Genomic DNA, 19,160 nt, shown 5'->3' on the forward strand with positions numbered 1-19,160 from the left:
ATTAAAGAAGATAACGGTCTTTAGCCGCTGCTTGCTACTTTTGTTTCACAAACAGTCCTCAGAAGTCCATTCGATTTTGCGCTTTATCTGTTTTCACCAACCACAGACTCTCTATTATAAAGCTACAAAATGTACTATTCTTCCTATTAACGCATCAGTTATATTATATTCATTTTATCAGTTTACAAAACGGCTTGTCAATCATAAAAACATACAGAGAATACTGGAGAGCATAACAAGCAGTGCACTAATTAAAATTCCGGCATACTGTAGCCCAACAAGTTCTGAAAGGAGCATATCCGAGAACTCACTTTCTTCTTCGCGTTTGATTTTACGAGAAATGTTTCGGAAGCCGTTATGAACTCGGTCTAAAAAACCGCTCCTCATAATATAAACTAACAAACCTATTAATAATGTAATGAGTGATACAAGGAACGAGACGTCTATATAACCGCTTAAACTTACACCATTTTTTCCAAAAAGCAAAATCCCAAATACGATACCTTCTTGAATAAGTGTATAAATAGTAATTCGTAAAAACATAACTTCACCTCTACTTAAAATTCATAATTCACTTTATCACAATTCTAACAGAAACACTATATGATAGAAGGAAGCTATCATACAATGTTAGAAATTAGATCTTTTTCGCAAAAAAATCGCCAAACTGTCTTTACATATTATTAACAAAAAAATCCCACTATACCAACGTTTTTCGAATTTATTACAAAATTTAATTAAATTTTTGATATTTTTATCTAGACAACAGCTCAAAAAAAGTATATAAATATAATAATCCTTTAAATTTTAAAGGGGTTCGATATTTTTTCTTATACAAAAATAGATGGCTTCGTTGAGTTTATACATAACTGGCATAATCGATTGTAAATTTACCAATTTAAATGGTTATGTTTTCTGAAAACTTAATCAAAAGGTTTTGCAAAGTATACATAATTTATTTAAGTTATTGCAAAATAGCGGATAGCGTAACAATCTCTGTTCAGATTTTTCACGCAATTTCAATTTTGCCTTAATATTTTAATAACTTGTATCTTTCATCCTTGTTTTCATTTATCTTGTAAAAATAATTTACAAAGCCAGAATTCTTAGAGTATAATAGGTATCGAAACAATTTTTCAGAAAAATAAAAAAGGGAGGTCTACTTAGTGAAAAAATCTAAATTATTTCTTACACTTGGATTAACACTATTACTAAGCTTAGTCTTGGTAGCATGTGGAGGCGGATCAGATTCCAAATCCGACGACAAAAAAGGCTCAAACTCAGGAAAAGCTTCAGGAGAGCAAGTACTTAACTTGACAGAAAGTGCATTAATTCCTTCTGCAGACAGCACAAAAGCGGATGACCAAGTTGGTTTAAACGTAGTAAACCAAACAAACGAAGGTCTATATGCGCTTAACAAAGATGGTATTCCTGCCATTGCCGGTGCTGCTGAAGAGCCAAAAATTAGCGATGATAAAACAGTTTATACTATCAAACTTCGTGAAGATGCAAAATGGTCTAACGGAGATCCTGTAACTGCAAATGACTATGTTTACTCATGGCGTCGTGCGGTTGACCCTAATACTGCAGCAACTTATTCTTACCTATTTGATGCAATCAAAAATGGTGGCGATATCGTAGCTGGCAAGAAAAAACCTGAAGAATTAGGAATTAAAGCAGTAGATGATTATACTTTAGAAGTTACTCTTTCTAAACCAACTGCTTACATTAACTCACTATTCGCATTCCCAACTTTCTTCCCACTTAACGAAAAATTCGTTACGGAAAAAGGCGAAAAATATGCACAAAATAGTGACAACATGTTATTCAACGGACCTTTCCAACTTAAAGATTGGACTGGAACAAATAAAAAATGGACTTACGTAAAAAATGATAAATATTGGGATAAAGATAAAGTTAAGTTGAAACAAATCAACGTACAAGTTGTTCAAGACTCCGGTACTGGACTTAACTTATACAACACTGACAAAGTCGACCGCACAGTATTAAGTGCTGATTATGCAGCTCAAAACAAAAACAATAAAGACTATGTAACAGTGAATGATTCTTCTACTTTCTACATTAAATTTAACCAAAAACGTGCTGGCAAAGACACAGTATTTGCTAACAAAAACATCCGTAAAGCACTTGCACTTGCGATTGACAAACAATCGTACACTGACACAGTTCTTAAAAACGGATCTAAACCTGCAAACAATCTTGTACCAGAAGGCTTCACTTTTGATCCAGGTAACAAAGAAGACTATACAAAAGAATCTGGTCCACATTTAGAATATGATGTAAAAGAAGCACAAAAAGCATGGAAAGCTGGTTTGAAAGAACTTGGAGTTTCCGAAATTACAGTTGAATTCACTAGTGATGATACTGAAAATGCGAGAAAATCCTCTGAATTCATTCAAGACCAATTACAAAAGAACTTAGATGGTCTTACAGTTAAACTGAAAAACGTACCATTTAAAGTTCGTTTACAAAATGACCAAAACCAAGATTACGACTTCTCTATGAGCGGCTGGGGTCCTGACTATCAAGATCCATCCACTTTCTTAGATCTATTCGTAACTGATGGTGCACAAAACAGAATGAGTTATTCTAACAAAGACTATGACAAGATTTTAAATGATGCATCTGTAACTTATGCAGCTGAAGATCAAAAACGTTGGGATGAAATGGTTAAAGCAGAAAAAATCCTTCTTACGGATGATGTAGCTGTTCAACCACTTTATCAACGTTCTACTGCATACCTACAAAAAGACTACATTAAAAACTTGCAAAAAAATCCATTTGGTCCAGACTACACTTACAAAGAAACATACTTGACTAAATAAAATATTAGTCTTTAAGAAATGCTTGACGGAAAGAGAGAGTATATTTCGATATGCTCTCTCCTTTTGCTGATGATTTTGATGTGTTATAATTAAAAATTAAAGTATCCTTTTCTAGTTTATCTAGAACCTAACATTCGAAAAATGAAGTTTTTTTCCTAACTAATTTGCACTTATGCAATAAAAGTTTAGAAATGAAGAAAAAGGCTCACTAAACTTGCGAATTTGGTTAGGGATAACTTTTTTATATATTTATTAAAACTGGGAGGTGTAGAGATAGATGGTTAAATATACGTTAAAAAGAGTATTATATATGCTTATAACGTTATTCATCATTGCTTCGGTTACGTTTGTTCTTATGAAATTCTTACCTGGTACGCCTTACCGTAATCAGGAGAAACTATCTGACGAACAAATTCACATGATGAATGAAAAATATGGACTAAATGATTCAATTCCAGTCCAATACTTAAATTATATGACAGGTTTGGTAAAAGGAGATTTAGGAGTTTCCTTCCAACTTGATAATAGACCAGTGTCTGAGATTTTAGGTGCACTGATTGGTCCATCTGTCCAATTAGCACTTGAGGCAATGGTTTTTGGTGTTATATTTGGTATTTTACTTGGGGTCGTAGCGGCCATGTATCAAAATAGGTGGCCGGATTATACGAGTACATTTATAGCAATATTAGGTAAATCAGTTCCATCATTTGTATTTGCGACTGTGTTGCAATATTGGTTAGGAGCTAAATTACAAATTTTCCCAGTAGCAGGTTGGGGGACTTTTGCAGATACAATTTTACCAGCGTTCGCACTTGCTATGTTCCCACTTGCAACAGCAGCTCGTTTTATGAGAACAGAATTAATCGATGTATTTGCATCTGATTATGTTCTTCTTGCAAAAGCAAAAGGAAATAGCAGAACTGAGGTAGCAGTAAAACATGCGATTCGTAATGCACTTATTCCTTTAATTACTGTTTTAGGACCATTATCGGTTGCACTGATGACTGGTTCCCTTGTTATTGAAAACATTTATAGTATTCCAGGTATCGGAAGTCAGTTCGTTTCTTCTATTCAAATGAATGACTATCCAGTAATTATGGGAACTACATTATTATTTGCTGCTATGCTTGTATTTGTTATATTGGTAGTAGATATTCTTTACGGATTGATTGATCCACGAATCCGTGTGTCTGGAGGTAGAAAATAATGGCAGAACATAAAATTGCAAAAGAAAGATTCCAGCCAGCACACATCCTTGATGCAGAAGCGGAAAAAATTAATCGTCCAAGTTTAACGTTTATGCAAGATTCTTGGCTTCGTATTCGTAAAAATAAAGCGGCTTTAGTTTCACTTATTGTATTAGCACTTGTTATTATCATGGCGATTGTTGGGCCTTATCTATCACAAAATCTAGGACCAAAAAATGATATTAATAGACAAATTACTGAAAATGCAAGTCTTCCGCCGAAAGTTCAAGGCTTTGATAATATGCCATTTTGGAATGGTCATCAATCCATTGGTGGAGAAGATGTGGATATTTATAAACAAAATAACATTAAAGAGGGTACTTACTACTGGTTAGGTAGTGATACACTTGGACGTGACCAATTTGCTCGTATCTGGGCTGGTACACGTGTATCGCTTATTATTGCTGTTGTTGCAGCACTATGTGATTTAATTATTGGTGTAACTTATGGGTTGATTTCCGGTTATATTGGTGGTCGTGTGGATAATGTTATGCAACGTATTCTAGAAGTTATTGGTGCGATTCCAAACTTAGTTGTTGTTATCTTAATGATGCTAATACTTGATCCAGGAATTATTTCGATTATCATAGCAATTGCCATGACGAGTTGGATAACAATGGCTCGGGTAGTTAGGGGACAAGTCTTAAAACTTAAGAATCAAGAATTTGTTATGGCTTCCATGACTTTAGGAGAATCTACTCCGAAAATTCTTGTAAAACATTTAATACCAAATATTTCTGGGATTATTATCATTAATATTATGTTTAGTATTCCTAGTGCGATTTTCTTTGAAGCCTTCCTAAGCTTTATTGGGTTAGGTCTTCCAGCGCCAGCAGCATCTCTTGGTGTCTTGGTAAATGATGGATATAAAACATTACAAGTATTACCGTATATGATCCTTTATCCATGTATTGTACTTTGTATCATCATGATTGCATTTAACTTAATTGCAGATGGCTTGCGTGATGCCTTTGATCCTAAAATGCGCGATTAAAAGAGAGGTGAGGAAAAATGGAAAAGCTATTAGAAGTTAAAGATTTAAATATTTCATTCCACACATATGCCGGAGAAGTAAAGGCAATTCGTGGAGTTAATTTTGACTTATATAAAGGGGAAACCTTAGCGATTGTTGGCGAATCTGGTTCTGGTAAATCAGTAACGACAAAATCGATTATGCGTTTACTTCCAGAAGGTAACTCAGAAATTAAAAGTGGCCAAATTTTATTTAACGGAATGGATATCGCTAAAGCTCACGAAAAACAAATGCAAAAAATTCGTGGGAAAGATATAGCTATGATTTTCCAAGATCCAATGACATCCTTGAATCCAACGATGACAATTGGTAAACAAATTTCTGAACCACTTATTAAACACCAAAAAATTAGTAAACATGAAGCTCATAAAACTGCGCTTCGTTTACTTCAATTAGTTGGTATTGCAAATGCAGAAGAAAGAATTAAACAATACCCTCACCAATTTTCTGGTGGGATGCGTCAACGGGTTGTTATCGCGATTTCACTTGCATGTAACCCGCAAATTCTAATTGCTGATGAACCAACAACAGCATTAGACGTTACAATCCAAGCGCAAATTTTGGATTTAATGAAAGATTTACAGAAAAAAATTGATACGTCGATTATCTTCATTACCCATGACCTTGGCGTGGTTGCAAATGTTGCCGACCGTGTTGCTGTTATGTACGGTGGTAAAATTGTAGAAATCGGTACAGTCGATGAAATTTTCTATAATCCGCAACATCCTTATACATGGGGATTAATTAGTTCTATGCCTACTTTGGATACAGACGACGAAGAATTATTTGTTATTCCAGGTACGCCACCAGACTTACTTCATCCTCCAAAAGGGGACGCATTTGCTGCGCGTAATAAATATGCAATGCAAATTGACCTTGAAGAAGAGCCACCACTATTTAAGGTGTCTGATACACATTATGCGGCTACATGGTTGCTTCATCCTGACGCACCTGAAGTAACGCCTCCTGATGCTGTATTACGTCGCCAAGAACAGTTTGCGGAACTTCATCCTGGCATGCAAGCTGTCCATGCGAAAGGGGTAGAAGTAGAATGACGGAACAAAAAGAAAAATTATTAGAGATTCATAATCTAAAGCAATACTTTAACAAAGGTACTGCAAGTGAAGTACGTGCTGTTGATGATATTTCTTTTGATATTTATAAAGGTGAAACACTTGGTTTAGTAGGTGAATCTGGTTGTGGTAAATCTACAACTGGACGTACGATTATTCGTTTGTATGATGCAACTGGTGGAGAAGTTATTTATAACGGTAAAGATGTGCACGCACGTAAAAGCCGTAAAGAAATGCTTGAATTCCGTCGTAAAATGCAAATGATTTTCCAAGATCCATATGCGTCTTTAAATCCGCGTATGAAAGTGAAAGATATCATTGCTGAAGGTATTCGTATTCATGGCCTTGCTAAAACGCCTGAAGAAACGAACCAACAAGTATATGAGCTACTTGAAACAGTTGGACTAAGCAAAGAACATGCAGGTCGTTACCCACATGAATTTTCCGGTGGTCAACGTCAACGTATCGGTATTGCCCGTGCGCTTGCAGTTCAACCAGAATTTATAATTGCCGATGAGCCTATTTCTGCACTTGATGTATCTATCCAAGCACAAGTAGTTAACTTATTACGTCAATTACAAAAAGAAAAAAATCTAACTTATCTATTCATTGCCCACGATTTATCAATGGTTAAATACATTAGTGATCGTATTGGTGTAATGTACTTCGGTAAATTAGTAGAGCTAGCGCCTGCAAATGATTTATATCATGCACCGCTACATCCTTATACTGAGTCACTTCTATCCGCTATCCCACTGCCAGATCCAAATTATGAACGGACTCGTGTGCGTAAAGCATATGATCCAACTATTCATAATTACAAAGATGGCGATGAAATTAAAATGCGTGAAATTGCTCCTGGACATTTTGTTTATTGTTCAGAAGAAGAAGAAGTTATGTACAAAGAAAAGCATGCAAAACTAACTGCTGAAGCAGCTGTTAAGTAATAATAAAAAACATCAACCAGGATAAAACTTGGTTGATGTTTTTTTATAAAATTAAAATTCTCATGAAATTCTCATAAAAAAGCTGTTTTTTTCATGTGATTTTAGTTTAAACAAGTTATAGTAGGGGTATCATATACATAACGGCTTGCTAACAATGGTTTTACATATTTGGAAAGAAAAATTTTAAAATTAGTATATAGAATTTCACAAAATTAGTGTATAATGAAGTGTAAGTTCTTTAATGAATTTTCCAAATAGAGATATTGCTAGAATTTCGTTATATGAATGAAACAATACCCGATAAGGAGTGTGAATGTCTAATGGTAACGTTATACACTTCACCTAGTTGCACATCTTGCCGAAAAGCTCGTGCATGGTTGGAAGAACATGATATCCCTTATAAGGAAAGAAACATTTTTTCTGAACCACTTAGTTTAGATGAAATTAAAGAAATTCTTCGCATGACTGAGGATGGAACAGATGAAATTATCTCCACTCGTTCAAAAACTTTCCAAAAATTGAACGTGGATTTAGATAGTCTTCCTTTACAACAACTATTTGAATTAATCCAGAAAAATCCTGGCTTATTAAGACGTCCTATCATTATTGATGAAAAACGTTTGCAAGTTGGGTACAATGAAGATGAAATTCGCCGTTTCTTACCGCGCCGTGTTCGTACGTATCAATTACGTGAAGCGCAAAAAATGGTTAACTAAGATTGATAAAAGTGGTTGCCGAGAATTCCATTCAATTGGATTCTTGGCACTTTTTTTGTAATTTAAGTAATTGTTCTTGAATTTTTTTCGTTTTTCAGCTAAGATAATAATCCACTAAGGAAAAATGGTGGTACTATTTTCTAATATGAGCTACAATGAATTTAACCAATTAAGTTTTACCCTTCATTGTCAATGACTAAGAAGGAAGGGAGAGTGTGACGATGGAAATTGAACGAATTAATGAGGATACTATCAAGTTTTATATCTCTTATCTGGATTTGGAAGAGCGTGGTTTTAATCAAGAAGATGTTTGGTATGACCGCGAGAAAAGTGAAGAACTTTTCTGGGATATGATGGATGAGCTGAAATATGAAGAAGAGTTCTCTCCAGAAGGTCCGCTCTGGATACAAGTCCAAGCCTTAAAACATGGCTTAGAAGTATTCGTAACAAAAGCTACAATTGGTGGAAAAGGCGAAGACGGATTTGATGTCACGCTTAGCTCCCCAGATGAGCTTGCAGAAGAAAAAATTGAAAAACTACTCGAAGAAAACTTCAATCCAGTGAAGAAAGAATCACTTGGAGAAGATGATACGTTAGAGTTTATTTTAGAGTTCCGTGATTTTGAAGATGCTATTTCACTTTCACGAGCAACAGGACTGGAAAATTTAGTAACTAAGCTATTCTCGTATCAAGGGAAGTATTATTTGAATGTAGAGTTTCCTGAGAATAAGTATGATGAATCTAACATTGACAATGCCGTTAGTATTTTACTTGAGTACGGTTTAGAGTCGAATTTAACTGGTTATATGCTAGCAGAGTATGGAAAAGTAATCTTTGACGTGCCTGCCTTAAAGCAAATTAGAAAACATTTCTAGAATATTATTTTAAAGATCCGTTTGTGCTGAAAAATAAGCCAAATGGGTCTTTTTTGTGATTTTAAAAATAAGAAAGGAATTCGGCAGCTTCATGGCGAATAATAATACTAAAGAGTTAATAGGAGAGTGATAATTATTTTTACAGCCAGAAATAACATGGGAAAAACTTTTACTATTACTAAGAAGAATGTGGAACGAATTAAGCAAGAAGGAAAGCTATTTTGTAAAGCTTGTGCAAGTCCGGTAACTATAAAAGCAGGACAAATAAAAATACCACATTTTGCTCATGAGAAAGCTATGAAATGCACCTTTGCTTCAGAAGGAGAGAGTGAAGAACACTTAGCGGCTAAAAAGCAAATCATGAGGTGGTTTTGTTATCAGCGTATTCCTGTCGAAGTAGAAAATTACTTTCCAGAAATAAATCGACAAGCAGATATTTTTGTGAATGGAAAGACCGTCATTGAATTTCAGTGTTCTTCTATTTCAATTAGTGAAATGGTTCAACGTACAATGGACTATTTATCGCTTGGCTTAGAAGTTCAATGGCTACTTGGCCAAGTAGTAAAGAAAGAGAAAGGTCGAATTTGTCTCTCTGCCTTCCAACAAGCATTTATTCAATCCGATAATAAACGGGGGTATCACTTTTGGCACTATTCTGCTGAGCGTGAAATTTGTACGCTGTATTATCATTTAACATTTGAAAAAGGAAACCGTTTTTTCGCAAGCGAAATGAAGTTTTCTATGAAAGCACCTTTAACAGAATGGAATAAGAAGTTAGCTAGAATTATTTCACGCCATGCCTACGTCAAACGAGATAGAGAATTAGAAAGACAAAAAATCTGTTTTTACTATGCTAAATATAAAAAACATGGCCAATTTATGCAAAAATTATTTAATGCTGGTTATTACTTGCACTATTTACCGAAAGAAATTGGGATAGATTTAGAAGAACAATTTTTAGTTATAACACCTGCTGTTGAATGGCAATTTGACTTGTGGGAAAAATTTTTAAAAGGCTTAGAGAAGGGGGATACCTTTAGTGAGGTAAGTTTTTTAGAGAGTTTTGAGTCAGTTGTAACCCAGATACTAACTATTTGGTTATCTCCCAGTGAATGTTTGAAATTAGGGAAATCATATCTTTCTTATTTAATTAGTGAGGGAGTACTATCTACAATACCAGAGAATCGATATCGAGTGAAACGGATAATGGTTTTTACACATGGCCAAGTGACGCAAATGTAATCATCTATTTTGCTTTTTTAGTTATTTTGGCTCATAATAAAAGCAAAATGATTATGGTTGGGGGTTTTAATATTGAGTAAAACAAATGCACTACCTTTAAGAGAAGAAGTACCAGAAAATCTAACTTGGGATTTAACTACGATTTATCCGAATGATGAAGCATGGGAAAAAGCATTTTCGGATTTGCAAAAAATTACAGAAGAAAGTGAGCAGTTTAAAGGGCGTTTAGCAGAAAATAGCCAAACTCTTTATGAGGCACTTCAATTTCGAGATAATGCATATGATTTAATTAGTAATTTATATGTATATGCTCACTTAAAAATGGACCAAGATACAGCCAATGCGAAATATCAAGGCTTACATAGTCGTGCAGGAAGTTTAGTTACAAAGTTAATGTCTGCACTCTCTTACTATGACCCTGAAATTTTAGCTATGGATGAAAACGTGTTAAAACAATTTTTAAATGAGAATAAAGATTTACAATTATATGCTCATTTGTTAGAAGAATTAAATTTAAGTCGTCCATATATTTTAAGTGAGAAGGAAGAAGCTTTACTAGCTAATGCTGGTGAAGTTCTTGGAAGTTCGTCCAATACATTTAATACCTTGAATAATGCAGATATGAAGTTTCCAACTATTAAAGATGAAAATGGAGAAGATATCGAAATTACTCATGGTCGTTATGGTAAGTTGTTAGAAAGTAATAATCCGCGAGTGCGCCGTGATGCATTTCTTGGAGTGTATTCTGTTTACGAAGGATTAAAAAACACATTAGCATCTACTTTGAATGGACAAGTTAAAAAATCTAATTTTTATGCTTCTACACGAGGGTATACATCAGCGCGAGAAGCGGCTCTTTCTGGTAATCATATTCCTGAAACAGTATATGATTCGCTGTTGAAATCAGTGAATGCTAATGCAAGTTTACTTCATCGTTATGTGAAGTTACGCAAAGAGTTACTTGGTTTAGAAGAACTTCATATGTATGATCTTTATACACCACTTTCTGATGATGTTAATTTGGAGTTTACTTATGAGGAAGCGAAAGAACTTGTTCTTGAAGCATTAAAACCACTTGGAGATGAATACCAAGCTATTTTAAAAGAGGCATTTGATAGTCGCTGGATTGATGTGATGGAAAATAAAGGAAAACGTAGTGGAGCCTATTCTTCTGGTTCATATAGTACAAATCCATATATTTTACTCAACTGGCAGGATAATATTAATAATGTCTACACACTTGCTCATGAATTAGGACATAGTGTCCATAGTTATTATACAAGAAAAAATCAACCGTTTGTTTATGGTGATTATTCGATTTTCTTAGCAGAAGTTGCTTCAACTACCAATGAAAATCTGTTAACTGATTATTTGCTTAAGAAATATGAAGATCCTAAGATACGGGCTTATTTATTAAATCACTATTTGGATGGATTCAAGGGAACGGTTTTCCGTCAAACGCAATTTGCTGAATTTGAACATGCTATTCATCAAGCAGATCAACAAGGAGTTGCGTTAACTGCAGATTACTTAACGGAAACATATTTTGATATTAATAAGAAATATTACGGAGAAGCGATAGTTTATGATACTGAAATCGGTTATGAATGGTCTCGTATACCGCATTTCTATATGAATTATTATGTGTTCCAATATGCGACTGGTTTTTCGGCTGCCTCTGCATTGAGTGCGAAAATTTTAACGGAAGGTCAAGAAGCGGTAACGGCGTATATTGACTTTTTGAAAGCGGGAAGTTCGGATTATCCTATTGATGTGCTGAAAAAAGCAGGTGTTGATATGGCGACTCCTAATCCTGTAGATGATGCTTTAAAAGTATTTGAACAAAGATTAGATGAATTAGAAAAACTGGTTAAATAATATATTGTGAAAAATGCTAAAAAAAGACACGATTGCAAATGTAATGCATCGTGTCTTTTTAATATATTTTTTGAGTAATAGGAGCATTTGCGTAGCAGGACAAAGATTAACTACAAAAAACAATATGTGAACTATTGAATTATACTCCTTTATATGGTATATTATAACCGTGAAATAAATCACAAACAAATACCCCCTTTATTTGATTGTGTGAATTTCTCCTTTTGATTGCGCTGTAAGAAGCCGTGGCATTTAGCTACGGCTTTTTACGTTACTTATGTTTACTAACTTAGAATTAAAGGAGGATTAAAAATGAAACTTGAAGATGAAAAATTATTACAAGAAGTCCTTCTTTTTGCTAGAAGTGTAGATACAAAAATTAATGATATGTCGCTTGAAGTAATTGATTTTGGGGATCTTCGCAATTATACAAAGAATGAAGTATTACTTACGCTTTACTGGTTGGAAGAAAATGGATATTTAACGAGAAACAATAACATTACAGAAAAAAGATATACGTTAACTTTAAAAGGCGAATTGTTATATGAACATTTTCTCAAGATAAGTGAGAATGAGTAGAGTCGTAAATATTTATTAATCCGTGGATAAACGTTGCTGTCCATGGATTTTTTTGTTGTGGAGGATGTCGAAAAACAGAATATAGTTGACAATGATAATCATTATCAATTAAAATGATAGTTGACGTATGAATTTTACATAATCTTTTACTTCACAAATGTCTGTGGGGGTTTTTTATAAATAGATGTTTTTTAATAAAGAAGGGAGAGTTAAGAGTGAAAAAAGTATTAGCCTTAGTTGCTTTTGTAGTTTTATTTAGTTTTTCTTTTCTTTCAGCTGGTGTAACGGCACAAGCTGCTCTGAAAGACGGAACTTATTCGGTTGATTATACAGTGCTTCAGGGGGATAGTGATTCAGTGTCAATGGCGAATGACTATTTTGATAAGCCTGCAACAGTGACAGTAAATGGAGGGAAATCTACTGTTAGTTTGCAAGTAAATCATAGTAAGTGGATTACTGGTCTGTGGGTTGAGGGAAATGCGGTTAGTGTAACTTCGAAAAACACAGCGAGTGATACTAGAAAAGTGTCATTCCCAGTATCAACTTTAAGTAGTCCTGTTAATGCAAAAATTAAAGTGGATATTGATGATGACGGGTTAAATTATCATCACGAATATCAAATCCAGTTACGTTTTGATGAAGGTGCAGCTAAATCATCAGGTGCAGCTGTGAAATCTTCAGATAATAATAGTACAACAACGCCAGCAACTACAAGTGATTCAAATAATAAGGTAGCAAATCCAAAGTCTAGTGATTCTAGCAAAATGTTTTTATATGGAATTATTTTTGTGGCCGCGGGGACAGGGTTAGTTTTACTTAAAAGACGTGCGATTTTTAAATAAAGGGGGATTATTATGAAGAAATTATGGAAAAAAGGTTTTGTAGCATTTTTAGCTTTGACACTTATTTTTCAATTGATACCTGGATTTGCCAGTGCGGCTGATTCTCGTCTAAAAGATGGCGGGGAGTATCAGGTTCAAGTGAATTTTTATAAAGATAACACTGGTAAGACAACGAAAGAATCTTCAGAAGCGGATAAATATATTGACCATACAGCTACAATTAAAGTGGAAAATGGTCAACCATATATGTACTTAACTATTACAAACAGTAACTATTGGCAAACAATGGCGGTTTCAAAAGATGGAACTCGTCCTGCAAAACCAACACAAGCAGAAGTTTATCAAGATAGCTACCAAGATGTTCAAACTGTTAGTACGGATGCAGCGAATAATACGCGTGTAGAGAAATTCAAGCTTAATTCTTTAGATGACATTATTTTTTCTTATATGCACATTAAAGTAGATGCAATTAGTTATGATCACTGGTATCAAGTGGATTTAACCATTGACCCAAGTACTTTTAAAGTTATTTCTGAACCGGCTGTTACTACACCAGTAACTCTGGCAGATGGAATTTATACGGTTCCGTTTGTAGCGAAAAAAGCAAATAATGACAGTAATTCAAGTATGCAAAATTATTTTGATAATCCTGCATGGTTGAAAGTGAAAAATGGCAAGAAAACTGTTGCAATGACAGTTAATGATAATAAAACGGTAACAGCTTTGAAGACAAATCTTGCTGGTACTTTGCAAGATGTAAAGGTTGTATCTGAAGATAAAGATGCGAATACACGCATTGTCGAGTTTGAAGTAGAAGACTTAAACCAACCACTTGCGGCTCATGTTAATTATGAAGCACCATTCAATGGTTCGGTGTATAAAGGACAAGCAGACTTCCGTTATGTTTTTGACTTAACGAAAGCAACAGCAGCAAGTTCGTACCCAGGTAATGATGAAACGCCTCCTGTAGTAGATCCGGGTGAAACAAATCCGCCAGTGACAAAACCCGATCCAGGTACAACAAATCCGCCAGTGACGACACCGCCAACTACACCAAGTAAACCAGTAGTAGTTGATCCAAAAAATCTACTGAACAACCATACGTACTCCATTGATTTTGATGTGTTCAAAGATGGAACTACAGAAACTTCCATGATGGAAAGTTACGTGATGAAACCAGCTTTAATCAAAGTAGAAAATAATCAAGCCTATGTTTATTTAACTTTAACAAATAGTAGTTGGATTAAGACTTTCCAATATAAACAAAATGGCGTTTGGAAGGATATGGAAGTTGTTTCTGGTGATATTAACAAAAATACCAGAACTGTAAAATATCCTGTGAAAGATGGTACGGCTAATACGGATGTAAAAACGCATGTATTAATTGAAAATATGCCAGGCTTCTCTTATGACCATGAATATACTGTTCAAGTTAAATTAGATCCTGCATCAATCAAAGATATCACAGGGAAAGATGTAACGTTACAAGAACCTGTGAAAAATGATAACTTGAATACTAGCAATTTAGCGAACAATAATAATGCTGGACCAAAATTAGCAAAACCAGATTTTGATGATACAAATTCAGTTCAAAAAACAGCGACAACAAATAACAAAGCTGAAAAAAATGCGAAAACTAGTGATTCATCAAGTATGGCATGGTACATTACATTATTTGGAGCTTCCTTCCTTTATTTAGCTTATCGATTAAAACGTAAAAGATTGAGTTAATAAAACTAGTAAAGCGAGTTAGGTCGAGGGGTTCCTTTGCTTAACTCGCTTTACCGATTTTATTTTATAAATGGGGGAATAGGTGATGAAGAAAACGGCTGTCATATTTTTGGTATTATTACTTTTTTTAGTTGGTTGCGGAAATGAAGAAGCGGCTCAGAAGACCGAACAAAAAACAGAGCAGGGGCCAAAAATTGTGGCAACAACGGTCGCAATTACCGAAATTATGGATAAACTAGACTTGCCGCTTGTTGGAATTCCGACTAGTTCTAAAAAACTTCCGGAACGATATGCTGGTGTAAAGGAAACAGGGTCGCCTATGGGGCCAGATTTAGAAGTTATTCGGATGCTAAAGCCAGATATGGTTCTTTCCACAAAAACACTAGAAGCAGACTTAAAAGCGGGATTTGAGGGTGCGGATTTAAACGCGGACTTTTTAGATTTTACAAGTATTGATTCTATGCAGGTTGAAATTAAGAAACTTGGCACAGAATTTGATCGTACCAAGGAAGCGAGTAAACTAAATAGTGATTTAACAAGGGAGATTGACAAGGTAAAGACGAATGTGGCTAAAAAGAAAAAACCAACTGTACTCATTCTTATGGGCGTTCCGGGAAGTTATTTGGTTGTGACAGAATATGCTTATATTGGCGACTTAGTCAAACTTGCTGGTGGAGAAAATGTGATTACGAACCAAAAGGTAGAATACTTGGCTTCTAATACAGAATACTTACAAAATGCTAATCCAGATATTATTTTACGAGCTGCACATGGTATGCCAGCAGAAGTAGTAAAAATGTTCGATGAAGAATTTAAAACAAATGATATTTGGAAACATTTTGATGCTGTGAAAAATGATCGTGTATATGACTTGGATGAAAATTTATTTGGGATGACGGCAAGTTTAAACGCTCCAGAAGCACTACGCGAAATGGAAAAGATGCTTTATGACAATTAAACAAAAAAGCTATTTTGGTGCAGTTGTTGTTTTGCTTTTTGGGACGATTTTATGGGCAGTTCAGGCGGGAAGTTTGCAGATGTCTATTCCAACTTTTTTAAGAGGTCTTTTTAGTGGTGGAAATGAGATGGTGGATGTTGTCATTGATTTGCGTTTCCCGCGGATTATTATTGCCTTGCTTGCTGGTGCGGCGCTTTCAGTTTCTGGGTTGTTGCTTCAAGCTGTGATGAGGAATCCGCTTGCTGATGCTGGTGTGATTGGTATTTCAGCGGGAGCGAAATTTTTTAGTTTTGTCATTATTTTATTTTTACCGGAATTGTATTTTTGGTTGCCACTTTTTTCTTTTATTGGTGGGGCGCTTGCATGTTTTTTAGTCTTTTTATTTAGTTATCGTTCTGATTTTAATCCACTTCGCTTCATTATAATAGGTATTGCAATTAACGCGGTTTTTACAGGGCTGAGTGATGCCTTATCTTCTCAGGTAGCTCTTGTTTCTAGCCAATCTGCGAGCAGTGCAGCTAGCCTTGCAATGAAAAAATGGTCAGATGTGGAGACATTGGCAATTTATGTAGCGATTGGACTTATTTGTGCGCTTTTACTTGCAAAATGGTGTAATGTTTTGGGACTTGAGAATAAAATGGCTAGAGGTTTTGGTGTTCCGGTCAATAAAACGAGGATATGGCTGGCGCTGATTGCTGTCTTACTTGCTTCAATTACAACAGCAGTCGTCGGTGTTATAGCTTTTGTAGGTTTACTTGTACCCCATATTGCTAGAAAACTAGTTGGCGCAAATTATCAAGTTTTAGTTCCATTTTCGATTTTATTTGGCGCTTTATTACTATTATTTGCCGATACACTTGGCAGAACGTTATTTCAACAAATGGAAATTCCAGCCTCTGTGATTATGCTTATTATCGGTGGTCCATTCTTGATCTTTTTAATGCGAAAGGGTGATTTTTATGGAAGTAAAGGACGTTAGTTTTAGTTATAATGGAACAGATGCGATTTTAAAAAATGTCTCATTTACTATCCAAAAAAATAAAATTAATACGATTGTTGGGCCAAATGGTAGCGGAAAATCTACTTTGTTAGAAATTTTGGCTAGACTTCTTTCGCCAAGTTCTGGAGAAGTTTTATTAGAAGAAAAATCGATTTTTGAATGGAAAGCGAAAGAATTTGCACAAAATGTGGCGATTGTTCATCAAAATAATATTCTTCCGAGTGAATTGACGGTGAAAGAATTGCTTTATTTTGGACGGCTTCCTTATAAAAATTGGCGAATGACACGGACAAAAGCGGATGACTTAGCTGTAGAAAAAGCTTTAAAGCAAACGGAGCTAAGCGAAAAAGCAGAGATATTTGTTGATAGTTTGTCTGGTGGGGAGAGGCAACGTGTTTTCATTGCGACTGCTTTAGCTCAAGATACGCCAATTTTGCTATTAGATGAGCCGACGACATTTCTTGATATGTACTTTCAGCTGGAAATTTTAGAGTTGGTAAAGCGTTTAAATCAAGAGGAAAATTTGACTATTGTAATGATTTTACATGATTTGAACCAAGCGCTTACGTATAGCGATCAATTAGTTGTTATGAAAAATGGGGAAGTGGTAGCGAAAGGGAATCCCGAGACTTTATTAACAACAGAGCTGATAGCAAAAACGTATGGTGTCGTTGCAGAGGTGCTTTGTGATGCGAAAACAGGGAAATACATTGTTCCTCAGAAACGAAAGGAGTTTTAGAACGTGAAAATGAAGTCGTTTTTGGGGAAAAGCATATCTTTAGTTGTATTAGCTGTGTTTCTTTTTTCTGGTTGGAAAATCGGTGTAGAACTTTATGAAAACAACCATAACCGTACAATATTAGATGATGCGAAGGCGGTCTACACGAAAGAAGTGACTACGACTAATGTAAATGGTGAAGTGAGAGATGAACTTAAAGCTTTGCAAAAATTGAACAAAGATATGGCTGGTTGGCTAACGATTGCTGATACAGAAATTGATTACCCGATTTTACAAAGTACGGACAATGACTATTATTTGCATCATAATTACAAAAATGAAAAAGCAAGAGCGGGAAGTATTTTTAAAGATTATCGAAATACAAATGAGTTTTTGGACAAGAATACGATCATTTACGGGCATAATATGAAAGATGGCTCGATGTTTGCGGATTTACGAAAATATTTGGACAAAGATTTCTTGACGGCACATCCAACATTTTCGTATGAATCAGGACTTGCAAATTATGAAGTAGAAATTTTTGCTGTATATGAAACGACGACGGATTTCTATTATATTGAAACGGAATTTCCAGAGCCAAAAGACTTTGACAATTATTTGCAAAAAGTGAAGCAACAATCTATTTATCAATCAAATGTCAAAGTAAGCGGTAAGGACCGAATTATTACACTTTCTACTTGCGATACAGAAAAAGATTATGAAAAAGGACGCATGGTTATTCAAGGGAAACTAGTAGCAAAATGAGAAAGCGCCAAATAGGATGATTTTTGGGGCTTTTTTACTTTTGGAAAGGGTGCGAACGATGAAATTGTATGAATTAACCGATAATTATTTACGGGTGCAAGAACTTTTGGAAGAAAATAAAACCGAGGCTGTGGAAGATACATTAGATGCGCTCACAGATGGTTTTCATGATAAAGCAGAAAATATTGTTAAAATAATTAAATCATTAGCAGCAGATGCCGAAATGGCAGGGAATGAAGCGAAACGGCTTCTAAAACGAAAACAAGCATTAGAAAATAATATTCAGAGATTAAAAAACTATTTACAAATAGAAATGGAACGAATGAAAATTAGAAAAATTAATAGTACACTTTTTACGATTCAAATACAGAAGAATCCAGCAAGCGTCGAAATAGTGGAAGAAGCTTTACTAAAACCGTTCTTTATACTACAAGAGCCGAAAATTGATAAAAAGCGAATCGCAGAAATACTAAAATCTGGTGAGGAAGTAAAAGGCGCTAGGTTAGTAGAAAGCAAATCAATTCGAATAAGATAAATAAACAACCAAAATCGTTGGAATTCTAATGATTTTGGTTGTTTTTGTTAATTATAACTATTTATATAGATGAAAACGTAAAATAGTTCACATTTCTGTAACAAACTGCTCTATTTTTTGCACCTTGAGAACATTTCACTGTCTTCTCCTATGAAATAATTAATCTTGAGTAAAC

General features: G+C 34.8%; 18 protein-coding genes and 1 other annotated feature (1 of these 19 cut by a window edge). Of the genes, 17 read left to right on the forward strand and 1 reads right to left on the reverse strand.

Translation table 11 applies throughout. The features are described 5' to 3' along the window. Nucleotides 1–159: a binding site (T-box leader), on the reverse strand (it extends 72 nt beyond the left edge of the window). Between the two features lie 42 nt (nucleotides 160–201). Further along, nucleotides 202–543, reverse strand: a complete 342-nt coding sequence (locus tag HCB38_RS11525) for a DUF3899 domain-containing protein (RefSeq protein ID WP_185319351.1) — start codon at nucleotides 541–543, stop codon at nucleotides 202–204. Nucleotides 544–1,166: 623 nt separating this feature from the next. On the opposite strand from HCB38_RS11525, the gene HCB38_RS11530 reads away from it, so the two are divergent. The 17 genes from HCB38_RS11530 (at nucleotide 1,167) to HCB38_RS11610 (ending at nucleotide 18,985) form a co-directional block, all read left to right on the forward strand. Next, on the forward strand, nucleotides 1,167–2,846 hold the full coding sequence (locus HCB38_RS11530; protein WP_185638611.1) for a peptide ABC transporter substrate-binding protein: 1,680 nt from the start codon (nucleotides 1,167–1,169) through the stop codon (nucleotides 2,844–2,846). Nucleotides 2,847–3,123: 277 nt separating this feature from the next. After that, the gene (gene opp3b, locus HCB38_RS11535) at nucleotides 3,124–4,053 is read left to right on the forward strand and encodes an oligopeptide ABC transporter permease (RefSeq protein WP_185319349.1); all 930 of its coding nucleotides are present in this window, start codon (nucleotides 3,124–3,126) and stop codon (nucleotides 4,051–4,053) included. Then, on the forward strand, nucleotides 4,053–5,087 hold the full coding sequence (gene opp3C, locus HCB38_RS11540; RefSeq protein WP_185319348.1) for an oligopeptide ABC transporter permease: 1,035 nt from the start codon (nucleotides 4,053–4,055) through the stop codon (nucleotides 5,085–5,087). Before opp3b ends, opp3C begins: the two co-directional genes overlap by 1 nt. Before the next feature lie 17 nt (nucleotides 5,088–5,104). Continuing rightward, nucleotides 5,105–6,181 carry an ABC transporter ATP-binding protein gene (locus HCB38_RS11545; protein ID WP_003722316.1) on the forward strand — a complete coding sequence of 359 codons (1,077 nt, stop codon included), beginning with the start codon at nucleotides 5,105–5,107 and terminating at the stop codon, nucleotides 6,179–6,181. Beyond that, the gene (locus tag HCB38_RS11550; RefSeq protein WP_003763514.1) at nucleotides 6,178–7,146 is read left to right on the forward strand and encodes an oligopeptide ABC transporter ATP-binding protein OppF; all 969 of its coding nucleotides are present in this window, start codon (nucleotides 6,178–6,180) and stop codon (nucleotides 7,144–7,146) included. Before HCB38_RS11545 ends, HCB38_RS11550 begins: the two co-directional genes overlap by 4 nt. 320 nt (nucleotides 7,147–7,466) lie before the next feature. Continuing rightward, entirely contained in the window at nucleotides 7,467–7,862 is a 396-nt protein-coding gene (gene spxA / locus HCB38_RS11555; protein ID WP_003720569.1) for a transcriptional regulator SpxA, read from the forward strand. Nucleotides 7,863–8,083: 221 nt separating this feature from the next. Beyond that, the gene (gene mecA, locus HCB38_RS11560; protein WP_185319347.1) at nucleotides 8,084–8,737 is read left to right on the forward strand and encodes an adaptor protein MecA; all 654 of its coding nucleotides are present in this window, start codon (nucleotides 8,084–8,086) and stop codon (nucleotides 8,735–8,737) included. A gap of 126 nt (nucleotides 8,738–8,863) precedes the next feature. After that, nucleotides 8,864–9,979 carry a competence protein CoiA gene (locus tag HCB38_RS11565; protein ID WP_185638613.1) on the forward strand — a complete coding sequence of 372 codons (1,116 nt, stop codon included), beginning with the start codon at nucleotides 8,864–8,866 and terminating at the stop codon, nucleotides 9,977–9,979. A gap of 72 nt (nucleotides 9,980–10,051) precedes the next feature. After that, nucleotides 10,052–11,857 carry an oligoendopeptidase F gene (gene pepF / locus HCB38_RS11570; RefSeq protein ID WP_185638615.1) on the forward strand — a complete coding sequence of 602 codons (1,806 nt, stop codon included), beginning with the start codon at nucleotides 10,052–10,054 and terminating at the stop codon, nucleotides 11,855–11,857. A gap of 312 nt (nucleotides 11,858–12,169) precedes the next feature. Then, the gene (locus tag HCB38_RS11575) at nucleotides 12,170–12,436 is read left to right on the forward strand and encodes a DUF3116 family protein (RefSeq protein ID WP_185319344.1); all 267 of its coding nucleotides are present in this window, start codon (nucleotides 12,170–12,172) and stop codon (nucleotides 12,434–12,436) included. Between the two features lie 215 nt (nucleotides 12,437–12,651). Then, nucleotides 12,652–13,278 (forward strand): heme uptake protein IsdC, encoded by a 627-nt coding sequence (gene isdC / locus HCB38_RS11580; protein WP_185319343.1) that lies wholly within the window; start codon nucleotides 12,652–12,654, stop codon nucleotides 13,276–13,278. Between the two features lie 12 nt (nucleotides 13,279–13,290). After that, nucleotides 13,291–15,009 (forward strand): NEAT domain-containing protein, encoded by a 1,719-nt coding sequence (locus tag HCB38_RS11585; protein ID WP_185638617.1) that lies wholly within the window; start codon nucleotides 13,291–13,293, stop codon nucleotides 15,007–15,009. Between the two features lie 85 nt (nucleotides 15,010–15,094). Further along, on the forward strand, nucleotides 15,095–15,967 hold the full coding sequence (isdE, locus tag HCB38_RS11590; RefSeq protein ID WP_185319341.1) for a heme ABC transporter substrate-binding protein IsdE: 873 nt from the start codon (nucleotides 15,095–15,097) through the stop codon (nucleotides 15,965–15,967). After that, nucleotides 15,957–16,946 carry a FecCD family ABC transporter permease gene (locus tag HCB38_RS11595; protein ID WP_185319340.1) on the forward strand — a complete coding sequence of 330 codons (990 nt, stop codon included), beginning with the start codon at nucleotides 15,957–15,959 and terminating at the stop codon, nucleotides 16,944–16,946. The genes isdE and HCB38_RS11595 overlap by 11 nt, the downstream gene beginning before the upstream one ends. After that, a complete protein-coding gene (locus HCB38_RS11600) occupies nucleotides 16,927–17,706 on the forward strand; it encodes an ABC transporter ATP-binding protein (protein WP_185319339.1) in 780 nt (259 codons plus the stop codon). The genes HCB38_RS11595 and HCB38_RS11600 overlap by 20 nt, the downstream gene beginning before the upstream one ends. A gap of 3 nt (nucleotides 17,707–17,709) precedes the next feature. Continuing rightward, nucleotides 17,710–18,450 (forward strand): class B sortase, encoded by a 741-nt coding sequence (gene srtB / locus HCB38_RS11605; protein WP_185319338.1) that lies wholly within the window; start codon nucleotides 17,710–17,712, stop codon nucleotides 18,448–18,450. Nucleotides 18,451–18,508: 58 nt separating this feature from the next. Next, complete coding sequence (locus tag HCB38_RS11610; RefSeq protein WP_185319337.1) at nucleotides 18,509–18,985, forward strand: siphovirus Gp157 family protein; 477 nt, start codon at nucleotides 18,509–18,511, stop codon at nucleotides 18,983–18,985. Nucleotides 18,986–19,160 lie beyond the last annotated feature (175 nt).

It is taken from the genome of Listeria farberi, assembly GCF_014229295.1.
Classification (GTDB): Bacteria; Bacillota; Bacilli; order Lactobacillales; family Listeriaceae; genus Listeria; species Listeria farberi.

Bases quoted from the DNA above. Each gene is read 5' to 3' on its own strand.
- HCB38_RS11595 (WP_185319340.1), top strand. From the start codon at position 15,957: ATGACAATTAAACAAAAAAGCTATTTTGGTGCAGTTGTTGTTTTGCTT.
- HCB38_RS11550 (WP_003763514.1), top strand. From the start codon at position 6,178: ATGACGGAACAAAAAGAAAAATTATTAGAGATTCATAATCTAAAGCAA.
- opp3b (WP_185319349.1), top strand. From the start codon at position 3,124: ATGGTTAAATATACGTTAAAAAGAGTATTATATATGCTTATAACGTTA.
- mecA (WP_185319347.1), top strand. From the start codon at position 8,084: ATGGAAATTGAACGAATTAATGAGGATACTATCAAGTTTTATATCTCT.
- HCB38_RS11545 (WP_003722316.1), top strand. From the start codon at position 5,105: ATGGAAAAGCTATTAGAAGTTAAAGATTTAAATATTTCATTCCACACA.
- isdE (WP_185319341.1), top strand. From the start codon at position 15,095: ATGAAGAAAACGGCTGTCATATTTTTGGTATTATTACTTTTTTTAGTT.
- HCB38_RS11600 (WP_185319339.1), top strand. From the start codon at position 16,927: ATGGAAGTAAAGGACGTTAGTTTTAGTTATAATGGAACAGATGCGATT.
- HCB38_RS11585 (WP_185638617.1), top strand. From the start codon at position 13,291: ATGAAGAAATTATGGAAAAAAGGTTTTGTAGCATTTTTAGCTTTGACA.
- opp3C (WP_185319348.1), top strand. From the start codon at position 4,053: ATGGCAGAACATAAAATTGCAAAAGAAAGATTCCAGCCAGCACACATC.
- HCB38_RS11575 (WP_185319344.1), top strand. From the start codon at position 12,170: ATGAAACTTGAAGATGAAAAATTATTACAAGAAGTCCTTCTTTTTGCT.
- HCB38_RS11610 (WP_185319337.1), top strand. From the start codon at position 18,509: ATGAAATTGTATGAATTAACCGATAATTATTTACGGGTGCAAGAACTT.
- HCB38_RS11525 (WP_185319351.1), bottom strand. From the start codon at position 543: ATGTTTTTACGAATTACTATTTATACACTTATTCAAGAAGGTATCGTA.
- spxA (WP_003720569.1), top strand. From the start codon at position 7,467: ATGGTAACGTTATACACTTCACCTAGTTGCACATCTTGCCGAAAAGCT.